The 23404-nt window shown below is 55.8% G+C and carries 23 protein-coding genes and 1 riboswitch; of the genes, 16 read left to right on the top strand and 7 right to left on the bottom strand.

From position 1 onward, the window contains the following. Positions 1-48: 48 nt before the first annotated feature. A complete protein-coding gene (locus tag MKY64_RS25305) occupies positions 49-987 on the bottom strand; it encodes a DMT family transporter (RefSeq protein ID WP_209877405.1) in 939 nt (312 codons plus the stop codon). Positions 988-1195: 208 nt separating this feature from the next. Here MKY64_RS25305 and MKY64_RS25300 point away from each other — a divergent pair, with 208 nt between their 5' ends. The 9 genes from MKY64_RS25300 to MKY64_RS25260 all read left to right on the top strand — a co-directional run bounded on the left by MKY64_RS25300 (position 1196) and on the right by MKY64_RS25260 (position 10197). Further along, the gene (locus MKY64_RS25300) at positions 1196-2539 is read left to right on the top strand and encodes an aminotransferase-like domain-containing protein (protein ID WP_340956544.1); all 1344 of its coding nucleotides are present in this window, start codon (positions 1196-1198) and stop codon (positions 2537-2539) included. Further along, complete coding sequence (locus tag MKY64_RS25295; RefSeq protein WP_340956543.1) at positions 2533-2700, top strand: hypothetical protein; 168 nt, start codon at positions 2533-2535, stop codon at positions 2698-2700. Before MKY64_RS25300 ends, MKY64_RS25295 begins: the two co-directional genes overlap by 7 nt. 17 nt (positions 2701-2717) lie before the next feature. Further along, a complete protein-coding gene (nfsA, locus tag MKY64_RS25290; protein ID WP_209877401.1) occupies positions 2718-3470 on the top strand; it encodes an oxygen-insensitive NADPH nitroreductase in 753 nt (250 codons plus the stop codon). A 1083-nt stretch (positions 3471-4553) separates the two neighbouring features. Beyond that, positions 4554-5816: an alpha/beta hydrolase family protein gene (locus MKY64_RS25285; protein WP_340956540.1), complete on the top strand. Its 1263-nt coding sequence runs from the start codon at positions 4554-4556 to the stop codon at positions 5814-5816. Between the two features lie 109 nt (positions 5817-5925). Then, positions 5926-6513, top strand: a complete 588-nt coding sequence (locus MKY64_RS25280) for a TetR/AcrR family transcriptional regulator (protein WP_036732836.1) — start codon at positions 5926-5928, stop codon at positions 6511-6513. Between the two features lie 275 nt (positions 6514-6788). After that, on the top strand, positions 6789-7700 hold the full coding sequence (locus MKY64_RS25275) for an ABC transporter ATP-binding protein (protein ID WP_340956536.1): 912 nt from the start codon (positions 6789-6791) through the stop codon (positions 7698-7700). Continuing rightward, the gene (locus tag MKY64_RS25270) at positions 7700-8437 is read left to right on the top strand and encodes an ABC transporter permease (protein WP_340958165.1); all 738 of its coding nucleotides are present in this window, start codon (positions 7700-7702) and stop codon (positions 8435-8437) included. The genes MKY64_RS25275 and MKY64_RS25270 overlap by 1 nt, the downstream gene beginning before the upstream one ends. Positions 8438-8440: 3 nt before the next feature. Further along, a complete protein-coding gene (locus MKY64_RS25265; protein WP_340956534.1) occupies positions 8441-9598 on the top strand; it encodes a sensor histidine kinase in 1158 nt (385 codons plus the stop codon). Further along, entirely contained in the window at positions 9595-10197 is a 603-nt protein-coding gene (locus MKY64_RS25260; protein ID WP_340956532.1) for a response regulator transcription factor, read from the top strand. Before MKY64_RS25265 ends, MKY64_RS25260 begins: the two co-directional genes overlap by 4 nt. A 428-nt stretch (positions 10198-10625) precedes the next feature. On the opposite strand, the gene MKY64_RS25255 is transcribed toward MKY64_RS25260, so the two are convergent. The 6 genes from MKY64_RS25255 to MKY64_RS25230 form a co-directional block, all read right to left on the bottom strand. Next, the gene (locus MKY64_RS25255; protein WP_235192090.1) at positions 10626-11450 is read right to left on the bottom strand and encodes an ABC transporter ATP-binding protein; all 825 of its coding nucleotides are present in this window, start codon (positions 11448-11450) and stop codon (positions 10626-10628) included. Positions 11451-11529: 79 nt separating this feature from the next. Next, on the bottom strand, positions 11530-12291 hold the full coding sequence (locus MKY64_RS25250; RefSeq protein WP_340956530.1) for an ABC transporter permease: 762 nt from the start codon (positions 12289-12291) through the stop codon (positions 11530-11532). Then, positions 12288-12581: a thiamine-binding protein gene (locus MKY64_RS25245; protein WP_036732817.1), complete on the bottom strand. Its 294-nt coding sequence runs from the start codon at positions 12579-12581 to the stop codon at positions 12288-12290. Before MKY64_RS25245 ends, MKY64_RS25250 begins: the two co-directional genes overlap by 4 nt. 51 nt (positions 12582-12632) lie before the next feature. Then, positions 12633-13706 (bottom strand): ABC transporter substrate-binding protein, encoded by a 1074-nt coding sequence (locus MKY64_RS25240; RefSeq protein WP_036732815.1) that lies wholly within the window; start codon positions 13704-13706, stop codon positions 12633-12635. A gap of 149 nt (positions 13707-13855) precedes the next feature. Further along, a riboswitch (TPP riboswitch) is annotated at positions 13856-13966 on the bottom strand. A gap of 72 nt (positions 13967-14038) precedes the next feature. After that, a complete protein-coding gene (locus tag MKY64_RS25235; RefSeq protein ID WP_340956526.1) occupies positions 14039-15490 on the bottom strand; it encodes a hypothetical protein in 1452 nt (483 codons plus the stop codon). Between the two features lie 48 nt (positions 15491-15538). Next, positions 15539-16717 carry an MFS transporter gene (locus MKY64_RS25230; RefSeq protein WP_209877382.1) on the bottom strand — a complete coding sequence of 393 codons (1179 nt, stop codon included), beginning with the start codon at positions 16715-16717 and terminating at the stop codon, positions 15539-15541. 159 nt (positions 16718-16876) lie between these two features. Between MKY64_RS25230 and MKY64_RS25225 the strand changes: the two genes are divergently transcribed. The 7 genes from MKY64_RS25225 to MKY64_RS25195 all read left to right on the top strand — a co-directional run bounded on the left by MKY64_RS25225 (position 16877) and on the right by MKY64_RS25195 (position 23171). Then, a complete protein-coding gene (locus tag MKY64_RS25225) occupies positions 16877-17296 on the top strand; it encodes a pyridoxamine 5'-phosphate oxidase family protein (protein ID WP_036732803.1) in 420 nt (139 codons plus the stop codon). Positions 17297-17504: 208 nt separating this feature from the next. Continuing rightward, positions 17505-18539: an EAL domain-containing protein gene (locus MKY64_RS25220; protein WP_340956522.1), complete on the top strand. Its 1035-nt coding sequence runs from the start codon at positions 17505-17507 to the stop codon at positions 18537-18539. Between the two features lie 98 nt (positions 18540-18637). Next, complete coding sequence (locus MKY64_RS25215; RefSeq protein WP_036732799.1) at positions 18638-19312, top strand: response regulator transcription factor; 675 nt, start codon at positions 18638-18640, stop codon at positions 19310-19312. Then, entirely contained in the window at positions 19309-20748 is a 1440-nt protein-coding gene (locus MKY64_RS25210; protein WP_340956521.1) for a sensor histidine kinase, read from the top strand. The genes MKY64_RS25215 and MKY64_RS25210 overlap by 4 nt, the downstream gene beginning before the upstream one ends. A 58-nt stretch (positions 20749-20806) precedes the next feature. Then, positions 20807-21718: an ABC transporter ATP-binding protein gene (locus MKY64_RS25205; RefSeq protein WP_036732796.1), complete on the top strand. Its 912-nt coding sequence runs from the start codon at positions 20807-20809 to the stop codon at positions 21716-21718. Further along, positions 21715-22431: an ABC transporter permease gene (locus tag MKY64_RS25200; protein ID WP_076083440.1), complete on the top strand. Its 717-nt coding sequence runs from the start codon at positions 21715-21717 to the stop codon at positions 22429-22431. The genes MKY64_RS25205 and MKY64_RS25200 overlap by 4 nt, the downstream gene beginning before the upstream one ends. Positions 22432-22433: 2 nt before the next feature. Beyond that, positions 22434-23171 (top strand): ABC transporter permease, encoded by a 738-nt coding sequence (locus MKY64_RS25195; protein WP_340956518.1) that lies wholly within the window; start codon positions 22434-22436, stop codon positions 23169-23171. The last annotated feature ends 233 nt before the right edge of the window (positions 23172-23404 follow it).

Here is a 23404-nt window from a genome sequence, read left to right as displayed (position 1 = left end):
TTGTTATCGAAGAAGCTGAATGGATAGGCGAATGAAGTCTAAGCTACTCTATTCGCTGGCTGCTGCGGAAGCCGCAGCGGTCTTTTTCCGGCCAAGCAGGTTCGTGCCAATGACCCCGGCGATGATCAGGAAGGATCCGATCCAATGATAGACCGTGATCTGCTCACCCAGGAAGACCGCTCCGGCTGCAATGGATACGATGGTAGACAGATTAGTGAAGACGCTCATGAGTGAGGCCTCGATTTTGGATAAAATATAGGTTGAAGTCAGGGTTGTGACCAGCGAGGCGACCACCCCAAGATATACGGCGGACAGGACAAACGTTGCGCTTCCCAGCGGATTCAGGAACTCCCCGAGCGTCCCGCTGACTGTATGACCGGTGAGCGAGATGATCAGGAAGGTGGCGAAGCCGACCCCCATCATCAGGTAGCTGAGCTCAGCGGGGCTGAAGTGGCTGGAGAGAGAGCGGGCCAGCACACTGTACCCGGCAAAAGCGAGACAAGTCATGAACAGCAGCACAATCCCGGTCATATTGGACAGCTGAATGCCGCTTCCCTTCATGACGAAGATGAATACCACGCCGAATACCGAGAGGAAGATGCACAGCTTTTGCAGCAGTGTGGTCTTCTCCTTCAGGAAAATCGCAGCGATGATCATCGTCACCACCGGAGTGAATGAATAAAGGATGCCTCCCTCGGCTGAGGTGGCACGCTGAAGTCCGAAGACCTGCAGGGTGAAGAAGCCGAGCGGGTACATCGCGGCGAGCAGCAGGGCCCGGCCAATCGGCTTGCCCCGGTAGGAAACCTTGACCCAGCCGAGGGCGACCGGAACCGACATCACAGCAAAAGAGGCGGCGAACCGGAAGGTCAGCGTGTCGAGCGGCCCGGCATGAACGAGCGCCACTTTGGTGAACAGGAAGGAGAAGCCGATAATGACCGCATTGAGTACGGCGAAGCTGTAGGCCAGCTTGAGTCCTTGTTTGTGCATGGGTACATCTCCTTGTAGGTTAGTGAAGATTGGATGCTGTAAACATTCGATCTATTACTTTAAAATTAAAGGAAAAGGCGTACACCAACAATACAAGGTTTCCTTAACTGTACCGGTACAGTTTGCAGCGATCCCTATATAATAAGGGAAGAATAATAGGATAAAATACAAGGCATAGCATGGTAATGACGGCGAACGGAGGCGGGCGATGAACAAGTATCATCAGGTGATCACAGAGCTGGAGCGGCAGATGAAGGAAGGGCAGTACCGCCCCGGGGATAAGCTGCCGTCTGTGCGCAGTGCTTCAGAAATCTATGGCTGCAGCGTCAGTACCATTCTGAAGGCTTACGGGGAGCTGGAGCGGACGCATACGATCTACTCTATTCCGCAGAGCGGCTATTACATGGTGGACAAGAGTGACGATTCGGCAGCGGCGGGGAGCGAAGGGACGGTTGATTTTGCTTCGGCTTCGCCGGATCTGAACGTGTTTCCGTACCTGGACTTCCAGCATTGCCTCAATAAAGCGATTGACCAGTACAAATACCATCTGTTCACCTATGGCGATGCGCTGGGGCTGGAGACACTGCGCCGCACCCTAGTGTCGCATCTGGCGGAGTATCAGGTGTTCGCCAAGGCGGAGTCGATCCTGATTACCTCCGGGATACAGCAGGCGCTGGAGATTCTGGCCAGAATGCCTTTTCCCAGCGGCAGGACGGAGATTCTGGTAGAACAGCCGGGATATGATATCTATCTGCGGTATTTGGAGGCTGAGGGGCTGCCGGTGAGCGGAATCGGGCGTTCGGCGGCGGGCATCAACCTGCAGGAGCTGGAGGAGCGGTTCGCTAGCGGAAGATTCAAGTTTTTTTATACGATGCCCAGGTATCACAACCCGCTTGGGACAACCTACAGCACAGAGGAACGCAAGGCCATTGCCGGCTTGGCAGCTAAATACGATGTCTACATCGCCGAGGATGATTATATGGCGGATCTGGGGATCGGACGGCGTTATGACCCGATCTATGCGTATGACCAGACCTCCCATGTCATTTATCTCAAAAGCTTCTCCAAAATCATCTTCCCGGGCCTCAGGCTCGGTGCAGTGGTTGTGCCGCAGCCGCTATTGGAGGCCTTCCGCTCCTATAAAGGCTACACCGATACCTCGCTGCTGTCGCAGGCTGCGCTTGAGGTATACATCAAGAACGGGATGTACGGGCATCACAGGCACAAGATCAAAGCTATGTACGCCAAAAAAATCCGCGCGGTATACGAAGCGCTTGGGCGGCATAATACGGACGGCTTCATCGAAGCCTCTGCGGACAGCTCCGGCATCTATATCCAGTTCAAGCTGCCGGTCACCGTCAACCTGGAGCGTCTGGTCAAGCGCCTGGCCGGGCGGAAGATCCACGTGGTGCCGGGGAACGGCTTCTATCTGCCGGGTTACCAGACCCGGGACAAATTCCTGCGCATCAGTATTTCCCGGGCGGGGCTTACGCAGATTGATGAGGGAATCCTGGCGATTGTCCAGGAGGTGAAGCGGGGGAGCCGGTGGTAGAGGCGGAGGCGGAAGAGGAAGAGGAAGAGGAAGAGGAAGAGGAGGAGGAAGAGGAGGAGGAAGAGGAAGAGGAAGAGGAAGAGGAAGAGGAAGAGGAAGAGGAAGCCACGCTTGTTGTCTGTGCCGTGAAATGGGATCATAATAGGCTTATATATGAGTGAAGAGAGGCGGAACGATAATGAAACCTACGAATGAAACCCTTGAGCTGTTGAACCGTCATACCTCTGTCCGCCAGTACCAGGACAAGCCGGTCAGTGACGAACTGCTGGCAGCAGTGATTGGAGCGGGGCAGATGGCTTCGACCTCCAGCAATGTCCAGGCGTACACAGTAATTGCTGTAACGGAGCCAGCGCTGAAAGCCCAGTTATCTGCCTTATCCGGCAATCAGGCCTACATCGAGCAGTGCCCGGTCTTTCTGGTCTGGTGTGCGGATCTGTACCGGCTGCGGGAAGCGTCTGCTCCGCATTTGGAGGGGAAGCCGTCCTATGAGGATACGGCCGAGAATCTGATTGTAGCGACTGTCGATGTGGCGCTAGCCGCGCAGAATGCTGCTGTTGCCGCAGAATCGTTCGGTCTTGGCATTGTCTACATCGGCGGCATCCGCAATCAGATCGCTGCGGTATCTGAGCTGCTCGGCCTGCCAGAGCTGGTCTATCCGGTCTTCGGCATGTGCCTGGGGTATCCGGCCGCCGTGAATGGCATCCGCCCGCGCCTGCCGCAGGCAGCGGTGCTGCATCATAACGGCTACAATGCCGAAGCCGCAGTGGAACAGGCCCGCGTATACGACACCATCTCCAGCGACTATATGCGCGAGCGTACCGGCGGCCAGAGCGCAGCCTCCTGGTCGGAGATGATGGCCGGCCGGCTGGCTCAGCCTGCCCGGCTGCACATGAAGGAATTCCTGCTTAGCAAGGGATTCATGCAGAGGTAGTGAACAGTAAGGCCTTCTCCAGAGTCAGTGGGGAAGGCCTTTTTTGATTGGAGGAGGATGGACAGAAGGTATGCGTAAAAGTGAAAAATGTAGGCTTGTGCGAAGGTACGCACGTTCAATACGCCACAGCCAGTAACAAATATTGAAATTTTCTGCAAGAAATGCAACAATGCTGCCCAATATAAGCGGCCTATGCAGAAATCCTGCACCAAATGCAACAATGTCAGAGCTAACCTGCTCCAAACACCAAAATTCCTGCAAATGATGCAACATTGCACCGCAGCCAGTAACATGTCTGGAGAAATCCTGCAAAAACTGCAACAATGTTGCTCCATACAAGCGGTTGGTAAGAGTGAAAACCATCAAAATTAGCCAGAGATAGGCAGAACGTTGCCATGATGTGCTGATGCGGGGATATCGGGGTAAATGTATGCCGAAAACAACACACAATGTGCAACTGCAAGGGTTAGCGGGGTAAATGAATGCCGAAAACAACATACAATGTGCAACTGCGAGGGTGAGCGGGGCGAATGTATGTGGAAAACAACACACAATGTGCAACTGCAAGGGTTAGCGGGGTAAATGAATGCCGAAAACAACATACAATGTGCAACTGCGAGGGTGAGCGGGGTAAATGTATGCCGAAAACAACATACAATGTGCAACTGCAAGGATGAGCGGGGCGAATGTATGTGGAAAACAATATACAATGTGCAATTGCAAGGTGAACGGGGCGAATGTATGCCGAAAACAACATACAATGTGCAACTGCGGGGGGGATCGGGGCAAATGTATGCGGAAAACCGAATGCAGTGGGTTCGAGTGGAGGTGAGGGAGCCGAAGCGAGCGGAATACTATTCCCCCATTTGATTATTTTGCACGTATTGAAAAATTGCATTACAAGAAATATTGCGTGTTGCGCAAAAATATGGAAAGTGCTAAAATCTGGTTAGAGGCCGAATTTCGCTGGACGCCAACACCCGGGCCCGGAATCGCGCCGTAGCCTGATTCCCTCTTCCGCTTCGCGGCTGTGTCTGCTGTGGATGATCTTGAAAGGATAGATTGGAGAAGGAGGAGAATGGTATGGTACAGGTAGATGGGCAAGAGACAAAGGTGGCTGCACGGTTGACACACAAGGTATTCTTTGAGCGGGATGACATTGAATTCACGTTCCAGTGGCTGCTGTCGTTCGTACACTGCGGCGGTGTGGCACAGGGGGAAGTATTCAAGCTTGCAAGGAACATCGATCCCGGCTCTTTGACCAGCTGGAAGACTGAATTCGAGAAGGAAGCCGTTAAAATCGAGGCAACAGCAGAGCGCTGCCTGAAGAAAGGGCATCTGATCAGCGCCGGTGAGGCATTCATTCGTGCCCATTCGTATTACAGGGCAGCCTTCTATGGAGCTTTTCCCGGTGAACCGGATTTCGTTCGGTATCACGGCAAAAGTGTGGAATGCTTCCGCAAGGCGCTTGATGCGAAGTCTGAGCAGATCCCCCATGAGTGGGTCGAGGTGGAATACAAGGGGTATAAGTTCCCGGGCTGCTTCCTGAAGGCGGAGCACAGGAATGCGCCTAAGCCAACGATTATTTTCCATAACGGCGGGGAGACGCACAAGGAAGATACCTATTTTCTCGGAGGGCAAGCGGCTATTGACCGGGGATACAACGCGCTGATCGTAGACCTTCCTTATGATGTATGTGTCAGATTCTATGAGCCTGAGGCGACAGCACGGAACTTCCCGCGCGAGGAGCTGCATAATGTCTACAGAGCCACCACGGATTTCGTCCTGGCCCGTCCGGATGTGGACCCTGAGCGGCTGGTGGTCAGCGGCATGAGCTATGGCGGGGCCAAGACGATGGTGCATGCCAGCTGTGACGACCGCTTCGCTGCGGCAGTGCCGAACTCGCCGGTGTACTCTATGGCGTCCTTCATTGAACGCGGGATGCCTTCATTCCTGCGGGGCACCGCGGAAGAAGCGGCGGAGCAGAGCAAGAAGATGCCCTATACCGGCCAGGTTCTATTCGCCGGATCGGCTTGGTCGCACGGCTTCGACAGTATTGCCGAGTGGTATCATGTAGCCAGGGAAGCTATCGAGGTGGACCCGAAGGACGTCAAATGTCCCCTGCTCTCCATGTATTCGGAAGCAGAGCATCCTGAGATGCAGCGGCAAGCGATAGACACTTACGAGAAGGCTCCGAATGAGAAGAACGCGATATTCAAGGGGACGGAAGAGGATGGTGCCGACCTGCATTGCCAACTGAACAATCTGCCGCTCAGCTATCAGGTGATGTTTGACTGGCTGGACGAGGTGCTGGATTATAACATTCAGCTTCCAGTGGCGCAGTAAACCATTCCGCAGAATGATACCAGGGTCTGTAGTGCTGAAATTTTCAGCACCGCAGGCCTTTGAATACATATTGAATTGACTACATACAGGAATGGAGACATAGACGGACATGACGACTGAGAAACCGGGCTTGAGAGAACGCAAGAAGGAAGAGACCAGGCGGACGCTAAGTGATGTAGCCTGCAGACTTGCCATGGAGAAAGGGGCCAGTCAGGTTCGGGTGGAGGATATTGCCGCAGCTGCGAATGTCTCCATGCGGACGTTCAATAACTATTTTACGTCCAAAGAGGCTGCTATTGTCGGCAATGCCTATCAGCGTTCCGAGCGGATAGCGGCTACCCTTGCCAGCCGTCCTTCAGGTGAACCGCTTCAGGACTCCATCCGTGCCGCTGTGCTTGACGGATTCGCTGAGACTACAGACCGGCAGTGGTATGCACGCATCGTCCTCCTCCGCGATGATCCTGCATTGTTCGGCGCGACACGGAAGGTGGAGATCGAGATTGAGCGGGAGCTCGCCAAGGTGATATCGGAGCGTACACACAAGGATGTGAAGCTCGACCTGTACCCGGATTTATTGGCCGCGCTGCTTATGGCAGCGATACGCACAGCGGTTTTCCATTGGGTAAGCGCCCCTCCCGGAGGGGAGACGCTGAACGGCATGCTGGAACAGGCGATTGGGCAATTGAGGTTTGAATAATATGCACACGGAGGCGCTCCTGCTACGATAACGGAATCGTGGATAGGAGCGCTTTATTTAAATATAAGAATTTATATGTTTCACATGATAAATTATCCTTCTATTTCTCGCTGAAACGGTACCGTCCTTTAAAAGAACGGCAAAGCCGTTTCCACTTGTTGCCCGGGTGACAGTTGTCACTTTGAATCGGTGACAGTCCATACTGATGCTTCTCTCCGGTCTCCGGTACTATAGCAATATAGCCAAGAGGGCAGAAGGACACGGAGGGATACACGATGGAACATGTCATTGAAATGAACAATGTCAGCCGCAGCTTCCAGGAGAAGCAAGCGGTAAAGCAGGTGAGCTTTACGATTAGCCGCGGCTCGATCACAGCGGTGCTTGGCCCTAATGGAGCCGGCAAAACCACTACACTGGCGATGCTTCTGGGCTTGCTCGAGCCCTCGGAGGGCAGCGTGAAGGTGTTCGGTCTTAAGCCGGCAGACGTCAGAGTGAAGCAGCGGACCGGAGCCATGCTCCAGGAGGTCAGTGTCATGGACCGGCTCAAGGTCCGGGAGCTTCTGGCCCTGATCCGCAGCTATTATCCGCAGCCCATGGAGATGGAGGTGCTGCTTCAGGCGACGGGGCTGGGGGAGGCGGATCTGAACCGCTATGCGGAGAAGCTCTCCGGCGGGCAAAAGCGCAGCCTCAGCTTCGCGCTGGCGCTGGCGGGCAACCCGGATCTGCTGTTTTTTGACGAGCCCACGGTGGGGCTGGATACGACAGCGCGGCGGCATTTCTGGGAGAGGGTGCGGGGACTGGCCGGTCAGGGCAAGACGATTCTGTTCAGCACCCATTATCTGCAGGAGGCGGAGGATATCGCGGACCGGATTCTGCTGTTCAACCGGGGAGTGCTGGCGGCGGACGGAAGCCCGGATGAGATTAAGGCGAGACTGGTCAAGAAGTCGCTGTCCTTCCTGGCGTCCGGCGACCCGGCGCTGCTGCGCGGTCAATTGCTGGAGCTGCCAGCCGTGGAAGGCTGCTACGAGAAGGATGGACGGCTGCATGTGTCGACAGGGAATACGGATGAGGCGCTGCGGGCTATTTTCGTGAACGGGCTGGCCGTGCAGGATGTACGGATCGACCAGGGGAAGCTGGATGAAGCGTTCGAGCAATTGACCCTGAATCAAGAGGAGGCGGCAGTATGATGAACCCTATGATAGCCCAGTGCAAGGCAGAGCTGCTGCGGATTATCCGCAATCCCTATTATGTATTCTGGTCGCTGCTCATGCCGATTATGTTCTACTTCATCTTCACCCGGGTGGTGAATACGGGGACGGACGATACGAAGCAGTGGCAGGCGCATTATCTGATGTCGATGGCGGCCTTCAGCGTGATGGGCTCGGCGATTATGACCCTCGGCGTCCGGCTGGTGCAGGAGCAGACGCAGGGCTGGAATACGTTTATCCGCATTACTCCGCTGCCGTCTTCGGTATATTTTTCCGGTAAAATGTTCGGTCAGAGCATCATGCATCTGTTCTCGGTTCTGTGCATTTTCGCAGCCGGGTACCTGATTAACGGGGTATCGCTGACAGCAGCGCAGTGGCTGCTTAGCGGACTGTGGCTGCTTGCGGGCTCTCTGCCTTTTCTGGCGCTGGGTACGATTATCGGTTCCATGAAGCGGGTGGATACGGCCAGCGGGGTGAGCAATGTGCTCTATATGGGGCTGGCGGTGGCCGGGGGCATGTGGATGCCTCTGGAGATTATGCCTAAGCTGATGCAGAAGATCGGACACTGGCTGCCGTCCTACAATTATGGAGATGGAGCCTGGGCGATTGTAGCGGGAGATTCCCCGTCGTGGAAGGCCGTACTGCTGCTGCTCGGTTACCTGGCTGTATTTATGTTATTATCGGTCTATATAAGGCGAAAACAGGAAGCGGTGTAATCCATGGTGGCACGTAAGCAGTTCTGGATATTTCCGAAAAGATTCGGCTTCTTCCCCTATATCTGGCTGTTCTATCTGGTGTTCCCGGTGCTGAATCTCGATGGCTACAGCGGCTATAAGCTGATGTGGGGAGTGGCGCTGCTCCTGCTGTTCCTGGTGATTTACCGCCAGCTCTACTGGGCGGAAGAGAGAACGTATACGGCCTGGCTGGGGCTGCAGATGCTGATTATTGTCGTGCTAACCGTAGTCTATAGCCCCTACAACATGTATATGGGCTTCTTCACCAGCAACTTTATCGGCTGGTATACCGACTTGCGCCGGTTCAGACGGGCCTTGGCCATATTCACAGCTATGCTGATCGCGTTGGCTCTGCTGTCCCTGGATCAAATGTATAGCACGGGGGGATTGCTGTTCATGGTGCCCTTTGCGCTGATGATGCTGATTACTCCCTTCGGTATCCGCTCCATGAACCGGCGGAGGATGCTGGAGAAGGAGCTGGATCAGGCCAATGAGGTGATTAGAGAGATGATCAAGCGCGAGGAACGGATGCGCATCGCCCGCGATCTGCATGACACGATGGGACACACGCTGTCACTGATTACCTTGAAGAGCCAGCTTATTGAGAAAATGGTGGTGAAGAACCCCGAGCGGGCGCAGGCGGAAGCCCGTGAGATCCAGTGGACCTCGCGGGCCGCGTTGCGCCAGGTGCGGGAGCTGGTCTCAGAGATGCGTGCAGTCTCAGTTGCCGAAGAGCTGGTTGAGGCAGCGGAGATGCTGCGCAGTGCGGAGATCGCGCTTGAAGTTGAAGGGGATGCAGCACTGCTAGGCGTATCCGCTCTGACGCAGAGTATTCTCAGCCTCTGCATCAAGGAGGGCGTGACCAACATCGTCAAGCACAGCCGTGCGGACCAGTGCCGGATCAGCATCGTAATGACACCCGGCGAGGTACAGATTACGCTGGAGGATAACGGCATAGGGGTAGATGCCTGCGGCTCGGAGAGCACGGATCGCCGGGACGGCAATGGCATGAAGGGAATGGGCGAGCGGCTGGCCCTGATTGACGGTTCACTGACGCTTGCCCAGAGACCCGGAGGGGGAACCCGGCTGACGGTGGTCACACCAAGAGTAGTTAAGGATGGAAAGGATGGGGAAACGGCATGATCAGCATCATAATTGCCGAAGATCAGCGGCTGCTGCGCGGCGCAATGGCATCGCTGCTCGATCTGGAGGAGGATATTGAGGTAGCGGGCGAAGCGGGAGACGGGGCGGAGGCGTTGGCTCTGATCGAGCGTGTCCAGCCGGATGTGTGTCTGATGGATATTGAGATGCCGCTGATGAGCGGTCTGGAGGTGGCCGAGCTGCTGAAGTCGCGGGGCTGCCGCACCAAAATCATTATCCTGACCACCTTCGCCCGTCCCGGTTATTTCGAGCGCGGGGTGAAGGCCGGGATTCAGGGGTATCTGCTGAAGGATGAGCCGGTGGATAAGCTGGCGGATGCCATCCGCCGCGTGATGGGCGGGGGCCGCGAGGTTTCCCCGGAGCTGGTCTTTGGCAGCCTGCGTGAAGAGAACCCGCTCTCGGACCGGGAGCGGGAGATTCTGAAGCTGGCTGCCGCAGGCCGCAGCGCCGGAGAGATCGCCGCGGCGCTCCACCTCTCCTATGGCACGGTCCGCAACTACATCTCGGAGATCCTCAGCAAGCTGGAGGTAAAAACACGGATTGAAGCGGTACGGCTGGCGGAGGACAAGGGCTGGATGTAGGGCGGGGGAACCTGGTATTTATAGCTTGATATTACTCATTCGGGCAGATTTAATTGTACAGACTACAGTTATAGGAGGCGAGCGATCCTTTTTACTGTTTTTAAATGTACAGAATACAACTACACGGGTGAAGTGGTTCGCAACTTACATTACACCACCTGAGTTTGTTCTAGACCATTGTATTTTCTACAACAGATGCTCCTTAAATCCACCGCAAATTTGAATCTAATGCACTTCGTACAGCAGAAATCTGCGAAAAAGGCTCTTTGGGGCCAAAGAACAGAAATCTGCTGTACGAAATACAGCAGATTTGAGTTTGGCCCGGAGTATTGCGGATTCTATTGCACCAAATACAATCAGTTAGAAATAAGTTGCTGCCGAGACGGCACAGCAATGAGCGCAGCAGTACCAGCAGGCAAAGAGCCTACTTAGCTCTGGCTCTTCGCCTGCTCCTCGCGCATCCACTCTGAGAGCTGGCGCCGCATCCGGAGGAACTCCGGCGAATCGGCGATCTCTTCGCGGCGCGGACGCGGGAACGGGACCTCCACGGTGTGGAGGACGGAGCCGGGACGCCCCGAGAAAACATAGATGCGGGTGGAGAGCAGCAGTGCCTCTTCAATGTTATGAGTGATGAACAGCACGGAACGGCGGTTTTCCTCCCACAGCTCCAGCAGCCAGCGCTGCATCTGCTCGCGGGTCAGCGCATCGAGCGCGCTGAACGGCTCGTCGAGCAGCATCAGCTCCTGCGGCGCGAGCATGGCCCGCAGGAAGGCGGCCCGCTGCTGCATGCCGCCGGACAGCATGTGCGGGTAGGCCCGCTCGAAGCCGCCTAGGCCGATCTTCGCCAGCCAGTGGCGTGCAGCCTCGCGGGCCTCCCGCTGCGGGGCGCCTTGCAGCTCGCCGCCAAGCAGGACGTTATCCAGTGTGCTGCGCCACGGGAACAGCGCGGGCTGCTGCGGCATATAGCTGATCTTGCCGCGCTGCCCGGTCACGGGGATGCCGTTCATGCGGACGGTTCCGGTATCCGGCAGCGTAAGGCCGCCGATGATATGGAACAGCGTGCTTTTGCCGCAGCCGGACGGGCCGACAATGGAGACGAATTCCTGCGGCTCCACGGTCAGGGACACCTGATTCAGCACCTGTGTCTCCCGGCGGCGGTGCTTGAACGACTTGCTGATGCCGCTGACTTCGAGCGCAGGCGGCACACTCCGTGTACCCAGGCGTCCGTCTCCGTCCGCCTTCTCCAGTTCAATCCTCGTAAGCTCAGACACTTCGCGTAACCTCCTTCAGTTGATTATAAGTACTTCCGTGTTGGGGTATCCTCCCGTGGCATTAAGCTTCCTTGCGCGGCTTCCAGCGCACCAGCCATCTCTCCAGGAGGGCAATGAGCGCGAATAATACGAGACTCAGCAGCACGATAATAGCGATGGCCACGAACATCCGGTCCGCACGGTAAGAGGACTTCTGCAGCAGCATATAGTAGCCAATCCCTTTGTCGGCGCCGATCCACTCGGCGACCACTGCGCCCATCACCGCATAAGTGGCGGAGATTTTGAGCCCGGAGAACAGGGAGGGCAGCGAGCCGGGAAGCTCCAGCTTGGTGAAGATCTGCCACTTGCCTGCACCGGCCATCTTCATATAATTCAGCATTACCCGGTCGCTTTGCGTCAGCCCGCCCATGGTCGCAACAGCCACAGGGAAGAAGCAGACGAGGGTGATCAGGATGATTTTGGGCAGCAGGCCGAAGCCGAACCAGATAATCAGCAGCGGGGCAAGCGCAATGGAGGGCACATTCTGGCTGAGAATCAGCAGCGGATAGAGCGCTCGCTTGACCCAGGGCAGCAGATGCAGCAGCAAGGCGGTGAGCAGGCCGATGCCTGTGCCGACCGGGAAGCCGATCAGGGTCAGCCGCAGCGTGGCGGCGGTGTGCTCCCAGATCCCGGAGGCGTTAATCTTCGTCTCACGCGCGATATCCGCGGGGCTGGGCAGCTGGTAAGCCGGGATATCGAACAGCATGACCGATAGCTGCCATATCCCGACAAAAAAGAGGACCGCCACAAAGGGCGGCCACACTAGCTTCCAGGTGCTTCTCACGGCCGGTATTTCTCCGTCAGCTTCTCCATGCTGATGCCGCCCGGATTATGGGCGATCTTGATCTGTGAGATGACACTAGGACTGCCGGAAGCGATCAGCGCCTCATGCATATCACGCACAATATCCAGCAGCTCGGACAGCTCGCCTTCCATCGTGGTCTCCAGCGGATTCACCTGATGCTTCACGCCTGACTTTTGAATCACCTCTATAGCCTTGTCCACGTAAGGGATGGAATCCTCGTTGTTCGGTGTCTTGGGAATTACCTGAATGCTAAGCAGTGTGTTAGCCATGATCAATCATTCCTTTCAAGTTAAGTATAAGATTCCCGGCATGCGGGTTCATTATGATTCCGGCAAAAATTCATTCGTAAACGTACTCTCCGCATCCAGCGGCTTATCCAGCAGCTTCAGGCCGTACATCCAGTCGGCGTAATTCTTCCAGATCTCAAGCTTCTGCTCACCCCAGCGCGGGGCGTCGTCCTTGTATTTCGGGCTAAGCCATTTCTGGCTGGCCAGCACCAGCTTGGGGTCCAGATCAGGTACAGCATCCGACAGTACCGTCGCGGCTTCTTCCGGGTTATCGATAGCGTACTGATAACCCTTGGACGTAGCCTTAAGGAAGGCCTTCACCACTTCAGGATGCTCGGCGATCTCCTTCTCGCTGGTGGTCAGCACCGGTGTGTAGTAATCAAGCTGCGGCGCATAATCCTTAAGATAGAGCATATCCAGCGGCTCCCCGCGCAGTTCGGCTTCCACACCGGTCCAGGCGTAGAAGATCCAGGCGAAGTCAATATCCCGCTTCACAGCTGTGAAAAAGTCCGCTTCGCCGATATTCACCAGCTTCACCTTGGAGACATCCCCGCCTTCGGGGTCCATAATGGCTTTCATGGCAGCCTGCTCCGCAGGGGAGCCCCAGCCTCCGTACGTTTTGCCTTCAAAATCCTTCGGCGTCTTAATATTGCGGTCCTTCGGAGCCGCAAAGCCCGAGGTATTATGCTGAATGATTGCAGCAATCGACACCAGCGGCACATCCTGCAGGCGGGCCAGGGTCAGCGCCTCCTGGGCGCTGATGCCGAACTGGGCTTCGCCGGAAGTGACCATTGTATCCGACCCGGCAGCGCCTGGCTGTACAATCTGTACGTCAAGACCTTCCTCCGCGTAATAGCCCAGCTCCTTGGCTGCATACAGGCCGGTATGATTCGTGTTCGGCGTCCAGTCCAGGGCAATCTTGACCGGAGTCAGCGCCTTAGGTGCATCTGTGGGTGCGGCTGCGGTTGCATCAGGTGCAGCCGTACTGTTCCCGGCAGCAGGTGCGCTGGCCCCCGCATTGCCGCTGTTGTTCCCGCCGCCACATCCCGCGACCGTGAGAACCAGCATGGAACTGAGCAGCAGCATTACTGTTTTTTTGACTCCCATTTCTCTTTTTCTCTCCTTCCAGCAACCCCTGGTCTTCAGAGCTTACAGAAACCCTATTCCTGTACATCCATATAATCAAAAAAGCGTCCCGAAGATCGGGACGCCAGTTACTTGCGTGAGGGGAATTCAGCTTCAGTACCGCTTAAGGCACTGTGCCGAATGAAGATTCCTACGCTGGCATTATCCAGATCAGGTATAAGGGTCAGTATCTTGTGGGATACAATCTCAGCCGGCCAATTCCAGCACCCCTGGTTCTATAAAGTTCACGGGTATTGCTATGTTCTTACGGTGTATTATAGACGGCAGCTTCGACATTGTCCACCCTCTGTGTCTTAATCCCTCGTATAATGCCGCTTCTTGCGGCGGCTGCGGATGCCGTTCCAGATCTCTCTCAGCGTTAAGCCGACACTGACGGTGATCCCTGAGAAGGTCAGGAACAGAGCCAGATACTCGAACGCGGAGTACTCCAGCATTTTGCTCCAGTCAATCTGGCCCTTCAGATCCTCGATGACCTGATTCATCCCGTAAATTCCGCTGATAACCGTAAATACGGTGAGCACCATCAGGAGCGTATCCCGCCGTTTGGCCTGGAATTTGTCCTGGTACTGGAACAGGTCATTCAGGGTCATTTTCACCTCATCGAACAGCGCATCATTGCCATATACCTTACGCAGCTGAAAAAAAATCTCCCGCCCCTGCGACTGTGAAATCAGCTCCAGGAAGTAGAATTTGGCCGAGAATTTGTTGATCAGGAAGATCAGATTCTCGATCTCGTCGTTGTCGTGGTTGATGCGCAGCCGGGAGTGGAGGTTGGCGAGCTTCAGCAGCACGATTTTATGAAAAATACTCAGCAGCATTCCGTAATAATACTCTCCGTACATCTGGCTGATCAGGCCTGCGGCAATCTCCGGCTTCGCCCGGCTCACGCAGCAGAAGGTCTGCTCATTGGTCATATAGTAGGTGTCCGGCCCCCAGCGGCTATAGCAATGCTCCCGGGTGTACTGCTTGATATAATCCGGATCACTTGCACTCATGTAGGGGCTGCCGTCGATGGTCAGACCATCCACCTGAGAGGCACGGTAGAGCATTTCGACACTGATCTCTTCCTCGTCCTCAGGGAGATTAACGCCGTAGAAGGCCTGCACCAGCATCCGTTCATCAACGAAGAAGGGCAGGGTCTCGAAATAATTGCCATTGGTCTCCGCAGGATCGAGATACGGCTCCAGCCCGGCTGCCAGATGCCTGAACACGAAGTCCTCCACCCGGGCAAAAGACTTCTTATGACAATGGATGAAGGTATGCTCATCCTGAACGCTTACATCCTCCAGGTTGCGGAAACGGTCGGCGAATTCGAGCACCATGCTGAAGGGGAGATTCTCTTCCTCAATAGCCACTCTTACCGTCAGGAAGCCCAGCTCGAACGGGCAGAGGAACACATCTGTCGACAGCACGCGGAAGGGAACCGTCTGAAAGGGCATTTGCAGCCCGCACAGCAGATCACTCACCCGGGAAAAGCGGCGGAAGGAATCCCTGTCCTTCTCATGCGGAAACAAGACATGGGCGGCAAAAGGAAGATAGCTGCGCTCCATTTTCTCATGGGATACACAGTGGTTCTCTCCGTAATAGGCATGCTCCAGTTCCTTGTTCTCAAGAAAAAAACGCGTAAATCCATCCTTCTGTAAACTCTCAATCAGCTCTTCATCGACCTCGGCCTTGATGGAGAAGGGGAAAATGAATTGCAGCAAGGCGGTATGCAGAGTGGGCTCAGAATGCAGTTCAGCCATATGTGGGTTCCATCCTTATTCACAGAATATGGACCTTGTTGTATACAATTACCCGATTCTCCAGGCGGTTACGCTCAGCACGAATAACAGCGCGGCAAAAGCGGCCAAAAGTCCCGAGGTCTGGGCGATCTGCAGATGATCCATGGACCAGCCGGTCAGCAGCGGCAGCACCGCGCCGCCGATTCCGCCGGAGGCGATCATAATGCTCGGCGTGGATTCTTCCGCGCCGGGCAGCAGCTTGCTGGAGAAGACCAGCGCGATGGAGAAGATGCCGGACATGAACAGGCCAAGCAGCAGGATGATGGCAAAGGCGGCAAGCCGGTGACCGGCGAACGGGAAAATAATAAGCAGCAGCAAAGCGGCAAAGCAGCTGACGAGCACATAGATGCGGTAGGAGATCTTCTCGGCGATGACACCGGCGAACAGTCTGCCTGCCGACATGGCAAGCCAGAAGAAGGTCACCGTGAGCGCAGCCGCGGCCTCGCTCATGCCCAGCTTCGCGATGAAGATCGCCGGCATGAAATTCACCAGGCTCATCTCAGTGCCTACATAGAGAAAGAAGAACAGAATGAACAAGCCAAGCACCACCCATTGCTTGCCCTTGTAGGGCAAGGACAACCGTCTCGTAGTTCCCGCTGCCGCAGCGCGGTCAGGGCGGGCAGGCCGCTCATTCAGCGCGCTGTCCAGCGGGCCGAATCTGCTCTTCGCCCAGAAGAGCAGCGAGAGGAGGGAGAAGGCGGCAACGATCAGGAAGGCCAGCCTCCACTGCCCGGCGGCAATCAGCGGACTGGCCGCCAGCGGCATGAGCAGCGCCCCGACACCGAACAGCACCTCCAGCCGGCTCATGGCAACCGCCGTTCCTTCGGTGACTGCGGCAATAATAATCGTGCCGATGACGGCTTCGATCATCCCGAAGCCGAACCCTGCGGCTACGGCAATTACGTACATCCAGCCCCAGGGCGGGAGGAAGGCGTAGGCAATCTCGGCACAGAGCAGCAGGCCGGTTGCAATCAGAATGCCGCCGCGCTTGCCGAACCGCCGGTTCAGCAGCGGCGAGACCAGTACGCCGGCCAGGAAGCCCGCGAACTGGCTGAAGATCAGCTCGCCCCCTGCACTGTAGCTGCGGTCATAATGCTGGAGCAGCACCGGAAGAATGGAGCCCAGGACGACATGGGCGAGGCCGATTACGAAATAGGAGAGACAGCCGATCCAGATTAGTTTTTTCAAGAATAAGACTCCTTATGAATCAATTTATGAACAGATGGCGGGATTCAGAATGAACGGGAAGGGTACACTATATTAGGCACAGGTTAATCATAAATCCAAACCGTGGACGTGAATATATAAACTTATATTCACATGAATTTGAAGGGAGCTGTGACGTCAATGGATAACAAAGAGCTGGAGAAAACAATCATACAGGTGCTGGACGACAACAGGTTCGGTTCCTTCGGCACGATTGAGGCCGGTAACAAGCCTAAGGTGCGTTACATGGCGATTTTTCATGACGGACTGTCCATCTATCTGGCAACTAACCGCAAGACTCATAAGGTAGAAGAGCTTCAGGATAATCCGAATGCTAGTCTCTTGCTTGGCTATGAACAGGGCGGCGGCAAGGATGTACTGGAGATTGAAGCTACAGTTGCTGTGACGAAGGATGATAGCTTGCGCTCTAAGGTATGGAATGAGTCCCTGGAGAAATGGTTCAAGGGACCGGATGATCCCGATTATGTCATTCTTGAGCTGTCCCCTTCGCGGATTGAATATATGGGCAAGAACGGTGAGCACGGGGTATGGCAGCCTTAAGCGGTTGTCTCCGGTAAAAGGATGGCAGTGGCCGGTAACGGATAAGTTCCGCCTAAGCCTAAGTACTATATAGTCCGGCAATCCGGGCCTCTTAGGAACCTCCATGGTTCATAGGGGGCCCTTTCTGCTGCTGCTTTTCGGATTGTGCCGAAGGAATCATGCTATAATGACCTCAGGTTATCGACATCATGAGGCGGAGGGGATTGCCATGAACTGTGTTGATTGTGCTGACATCGACCCGATAGAGGATCAAGGGGAGCTGAAGCTCCGCCCCTGCTCTGATCCGCTGGCTGCTGCCATCCGGAATGCCGGTTATGAAGTATTTGAGACAAGCAAGACCTGTATCATTCCATATCATCGTAAGGAAGAGCTGTTGAAGCTTATAGAAATGCTGGTGGCGGCTAAGGACATTGCGGACTCCTTATCCGTGTGCGTTAAGAGCAAAGATGCCCCTGCGGCCCCGGAACGGTGGCTGACCTTCGATCAGCTGAAGGTCCGCTTCGCTAACGAGAATCTGGTGTCCATCATTATGAGCCATGATTTCTGCAGCCACATGCAGCCGATTGTGAATTTCAGCGAGGAGATTGTCGGCTTTGAATTTCTGCTGCGCCCGCTGCCCCAGGGCAGTTATTTTCAGCCTTATGAGCTGTTTGAGATTGCCCGGCGGACAGGGTTTCACTCCTTCCTTGACCGGGCCGCCCGGATCTCGGCAATAGAGACCAGCAGTAAGCTGCTGCCTAAGGGCATCAAACGGTTCATTAACTTCCTGCCCTCTTCTATTTATAATCCCAAGTATTGTCTTACTCATACCTTCGAGGCGATCCGGAGGCTGGACCAGAACCCGGAGGACTATGTATTTGAAGTAGTGGAGACGGAGCAGATCAGCGATATTGCCCATCTGCGCGCCATCTTCGCCGAATACCGCCAGCAGGGGATGCGGGTTGCGCTGGATGATGTGGGCGCGGGCTATTCGACCGTTGAACTGATGTCCAGCCTCCAGCCTGATTATGTCAAGGTTGACCGCAGTCTGATCAGCTTCTGTGACAGGGATGAGGGGAAGCAGCGGATGCTTAGGGAGATAATCTCCAGGGCCGGAGAATTCGGTGCAAGCCTGCTGGCCGAAGGCATTGAACGCCGTGAGGAATTCCTGGTCTGCCGTGATCTCGGTATGGATTTGGGACAAGGCTATCTGTTCGGGCTGCCGGAGGATAAGCCTCCGGGACGGTTTGGAATTACGGCCTGAACAGCAAGGATCATTCTCCCCGGATACCGCAGACCTCAAGACTGCCGGTATCCGGGGATTTGTTTTGCCAGTTGAAGGAAGAAAGGACGGAGAACAACGTGAGTGTAACCCTATTGTACGTAGAAGATGACCGGGAGATCGGCAGTGTCGTAGCTGCAGATCTGCGGGAACGGGAATATGCTGTGCGCTGGCTGGAGAGCGGAGACGGGGCGCTTGAAGCTGCAGAGGGCTGCCAGCTTGCGATTCTGGATGTGATGCTGCCGGGGCTGGACGGCTTCACCGTCGGCCAGCGGCTGAAGCGGGCTTATCCGGAGCTGCCGGTTCTGATGCTCTCGGCGCGCACCTCCATTGACGATAAGCTTCAGGGGCTGGACTTCGCGGATGATTATCTGACCAAGCCGTTTCATCCCGATGAGCTGGCGGCGAGAATCGAGGTTCTGCTGAGAAGAAGCGGCGCTGCCGCGCCCGCTCAGTTGACCCTTAAGCATCTGGTTGTCATACCGGGGAGTAGTGTGGTCACGGAAGCTGCGACCGGACGGGAGATTATGCTTACCGGTAAGCAGTTTCAGATCTTCTCTTATCTGCTGCGGCATCTGGGCCAGATTCTGACCAAGGAGCAGATCTATGAGGCGGTCTGGGGGGAGAGCTATATCGAAGGCGACAAGACGCTGATGGTACATATCCGTTATCTGCGCGAGAAGCTGGAGCTTGATCCGGCCGCGCCGGAGATTATTGAGACGGTCCGGGGGATCGGCTACCGGGTGAGAGGGTGAAGGGGGCAGGGCGTTTCCAGCTGCTGCACCGTTCGCTGCTTTTTCGTTATCTGCTGATTATTGTAGCTGCACTGCTGTTCGTGCCGGTTGTTATTCCGCTGACGATTGCCGTATACAGCATCTTCGCGGGGGCTACTCATACAAGTCCACCCAAGGAGTATGAACAGTATTCCAGTATAGATAAGCTGGAGATTCTGTGGCATGAGGAAGCGCGCAAGCTTCTTGGTGAACCCCCGGCGGATATTACCAAGCGGCTGTCGGCCTTAGGTGAAGCCTATCCGTTGTCGAGAATATTCTGGGTCGATCCTGCGGGCACAACACAGCTGGTTACAGAGCCTTCAGGACCGCCGCTGCTCTTGACGGGAGAGGCTCCGGCTGTTCCCGCCCAGTGGAGCGCCGCTGAAGCGGTATCCTTCATGAAGGACAGTGCGGCGCTGAAGCCGCTGGCGATTGTCGCTTTTATAGGAGACCGGGCAGAGGCCGCAGAGGGCTTCATGGTCATGCAGATTCCTGAGGATATTACGGAAAGCAAATATGCGGCAGGACTGGATAAATGGTATACGATTGCCATGCTGGTGTTCTTCCTGCTGTTCATCACCAGCTCCTGGTTCTTCTTCATCATGATCCGCAGAAGACTGCTGCGGCTGCAGACCGCTATGGTGTTCACCGGGCAAGAGGGCTTGCCGCAGATTGTTCCGCCGGGGAAGCCGGATGAGATCGGGCGTCTGGAGGAAGCCTTCAATACCATGGTGACGGAGCTTAAGGCAGGCCGTGCCAGAGAGGCGGAAGAAGAGGCGCTGCGCAAGCGGCTGGTGGCCGATCTGTCGCATGATCTGCGGACTCCGCTGACCGTCATTCGCAGCCACCTCCATGTACTGGGCAAGGAGCCGTTGTCACCGCATGGCCAGTCCTCCCTTGAGCTGATGGATCAGCGGATTGAGAGCCTTGGCATCCTAATTGAGAACCTGCTGTCCTACAATCTGCTGAACAGCGGACGCATTGCGCTGCACCCGGAACGCCGGGATGTGCTGAGACTGGTGCGGGAGAGCGCCGCCGCCTGGTATCCGGTGTGGGAGAAGGAGGGGTACCAGATCGAGATTGATCTGGAGGGAGCGCCGCTGTACTGGGAGATCGATGACAGCTGGTTCCGCAGAGTGCTGGATAATCTGTTCCAGAACATTCTGCGTCATGCGCGCAGCGGATTATATGTAGGCATACTTACGGAGATCCGTGAGGGCAACCGGGTGATTATCATCTCCGATCACGGCGGCGGCCTTGCGCAGAGCACGGATTCCGCAGGAGCCGGCCTGGGCCTGTCGATTGTCGATCTGCTGCTGAAACGGATGGACCTGGAATGGAGCATGGAGAGCACGGCGAAGGGGACCGAGGTTGTGATCTGGAAGCGGGACGCCCCGAACAATTTAAACAAAATTTAAACTTGCTGCTTCCGTGCTTTTAACCTTGGGGCGTTATGCTGTTACCGAGGTGAAGAGAATGAAGGATACAGTGATAGAGACAAGAAATCTGCTTAAGGAATACCGCGGCCGTGCGGCTGTGAAGAACCTGAATCTCAATATTACAAAAGGGGAAATCTACGGCTTCCTCGGACCGAACGGTGCCGGCAAGACAACAACCATCCGCATGCTGCTCGGCCTAATCAAGCCGACCTCCGGCAGCATTGAAATCTTCGGCAAGGAGCTGCGTGCGAACCGGATGCAGATTCTGCGCAAGGTAGGCTCGCTGGTGGAATCGCCGTCCTACTACGGGCATCTGAGTGCATGGGACAACCTGGAGGCGATCCGCCGCATTCTGGGTGTGCCCAAGGTGCGTATTGCCGAGGTGCTGGAGATCGTATCGCTTACCGGGGAGGAGACGCGGCCAGTCAAGGGCTTCTCGCTGGGCATGAAGCAGCGGCTGGGGATTGCGGCAGCCCTGCTGGGCAGCCCGGAGCTGCTGATTCTCGATGAGCCGACCAACGGACTGGACCCGTCAGGCATACAGGAGATCCGCTCCCTGATTAAGCGGCTGCCTGGAGAGCAGGGCATTACAGTTCTGGTATCCAGCCATCTGCTGAGCGAGATTGAGCAAATGGCCGGTACGGTCGGCATTATCCGCGAGGGGCAGATGGTCTATCAGGATACCATTGCACATCTCCAGCAGCAGGCGGCCGGCCATCTGCGTCTGGCGTTATCCGAGCCGGAGACTGCGCTGATGACGGCGGTGCGGCGCGGCTGCGGCGGCGAGCTGCAGGAGGGCCGGCTGGTTCTGCCCCGGATGAGTGATGCGAGAGTATCGCTGCTGGTCAAAGAGCTGGTCGAGGAGGGTCACGCAATCTACAGGGTGGAGGAGCACAGGCAATCTCTGGAGGAATTCTTCCTGCAGGTGGTTGGGGGAGGGGAGCTATGATGTGGCGTGCGCTGTCGGCGGACTGGCTTAAGATCCGCGGCAAAGGCATTTGGTTCCTCGCCTTCCTCGGCCCGCTGGGTCTTATCGCTATGCAGGGGCTGAATTTCGGCCTCCGTTATGACTATCTTCGCGGGCAGTACCGGGAGGACCTGTGGGGTGGACTGCTCAGTGAGGTCGTACCCTTCGTACCGATTGCCCTGTATCTTGGAGGCACACTGATCTGCTCTCTGATTGCGAATGTCGAGCATCAGACCAGCGCCTGGAAGCAGCTTCTGGCGCTGCCTGTCTCCCGTACGGCTGTGTTCATGGCGAAGCTGCTGCTCTGCCTGCTGTTGCTTATCGTGTCCTGCCTGCTGCTGTCGGCAGGAACTGTCGTCCTCGGGCTGCTGCTCGGATTCGGCGCTCAGCCGATACCGCTTGCAGATGTCCTGCGGATAGGCTTCGCCGCTTATGCTGCGGCCATGCCTGTCATTGCACTCCAGCTGTGGCTCTCTCTATCCAGCCGGAACCAGACCCTTCCGGTATCGGTGGGATTGACCTTGTCGCTGGTCAGCCCGTTCGGTGTGTACTTCACGGAATGGTTCCCGCTCTCCTGGCCGGTCTTGGCCTGGAGTGATCCGCGTCCTTGGCTGTTCAGCGGAGCCGGCCTGTTGCTTGGACTCCTGGTAATCCTGCCTGGAGCCATACATTTCGCGCGAAAGGATGTGGACTGAATATGCGGACTTTTCTGCGAATAATGTCTGCGGAGTGCATGAAGATAGCCGGATTCCGCACCTGGCTGTTAATACTGCTCAGTCCGCTGATCTCCCTGCCGATAGGCGCGCTTTCGGACATGCAAGAGGATAGGGTGATAACCTGGCAGGTTCTGCTGAGCACAATGTCAGCGGTACATGCGCTGCTGTTTCTTCCGGTACTCTCTGGACTCTTCGCCGCTTTAATCTGCCGCAATGAGCATAGTGACGGCGGCTGGAAGCAGCTCCTGGCGCTTCCGGTTACACGAACCTCCGTATATTTTGCCAAATATGCATTAATTGTAGCGCTGCTGGGTGCGGTTCAGCTGCTGTTTCTTGCAGGGGTTCTGGGAGTGGGATGGTATCGGGGTGCAGAAGGGGGAGTTCCTTGGGGGCTGATGCTGAGCAGCCTGTTCGGGGGCTGGTTTGCCTGCCTGCCGCTGGCTGCACTGCAACTGGCGATATCTCAAGGCTGGAGCAGCTTCGGCGCCCCGCTTGCGCTGAATGTCTGCTTCACCATTCCCAATATACTGATTGCGAACTCCTCCACCTACGGTCCTTATTATCCATGGGTGCAGCCGGTGCTGGCCATGTCCCCCTTCGGCGAAGAACGGTTCGGCGCCTTCAACCTGCCGCTGGAGAGCCTGATGATTGTCGTGGCGGGTAGCCTGCTTCTGTTCCTGGGTGCTGGCTTGATAGCCTTTTGGCGTAAGGCGGTATAAGGTTAGCAGGTATCGGAATGCGGCTGGCGGGAAATGTTAAACTAATCCTATGTTAGGGTTCACGTACGATTTAAGTATGCGATTAAGGTATACGAGGTATGCTTAAATGCACTCTGTACAACTAAATCACCTGATATATGGCCTAGGAGTGGTTTAGTTGCACTTCGTACATTTAAAAATCCATCTGTACCGGATTCTGACCCATTCGGGCAGATTTAGTTGTACAGACTACA

Source organism: Paenibacillus sp. FSL R7-0210 (assembly GCF_038009085.1).
GTDB classification, from domain to species: domain Bacteria; phylum Bacillota; class Bacilli; order Paenibacillales; family Paenibacillaceae; genus Paenibacillus_AQ; species Paenibacillus_AQ silagei.
The sequence above is the reverse complement of the archived record's forward strand: the minus strand, read 5'-3'. Positions and strand labels throughout refer to the sequence as shown.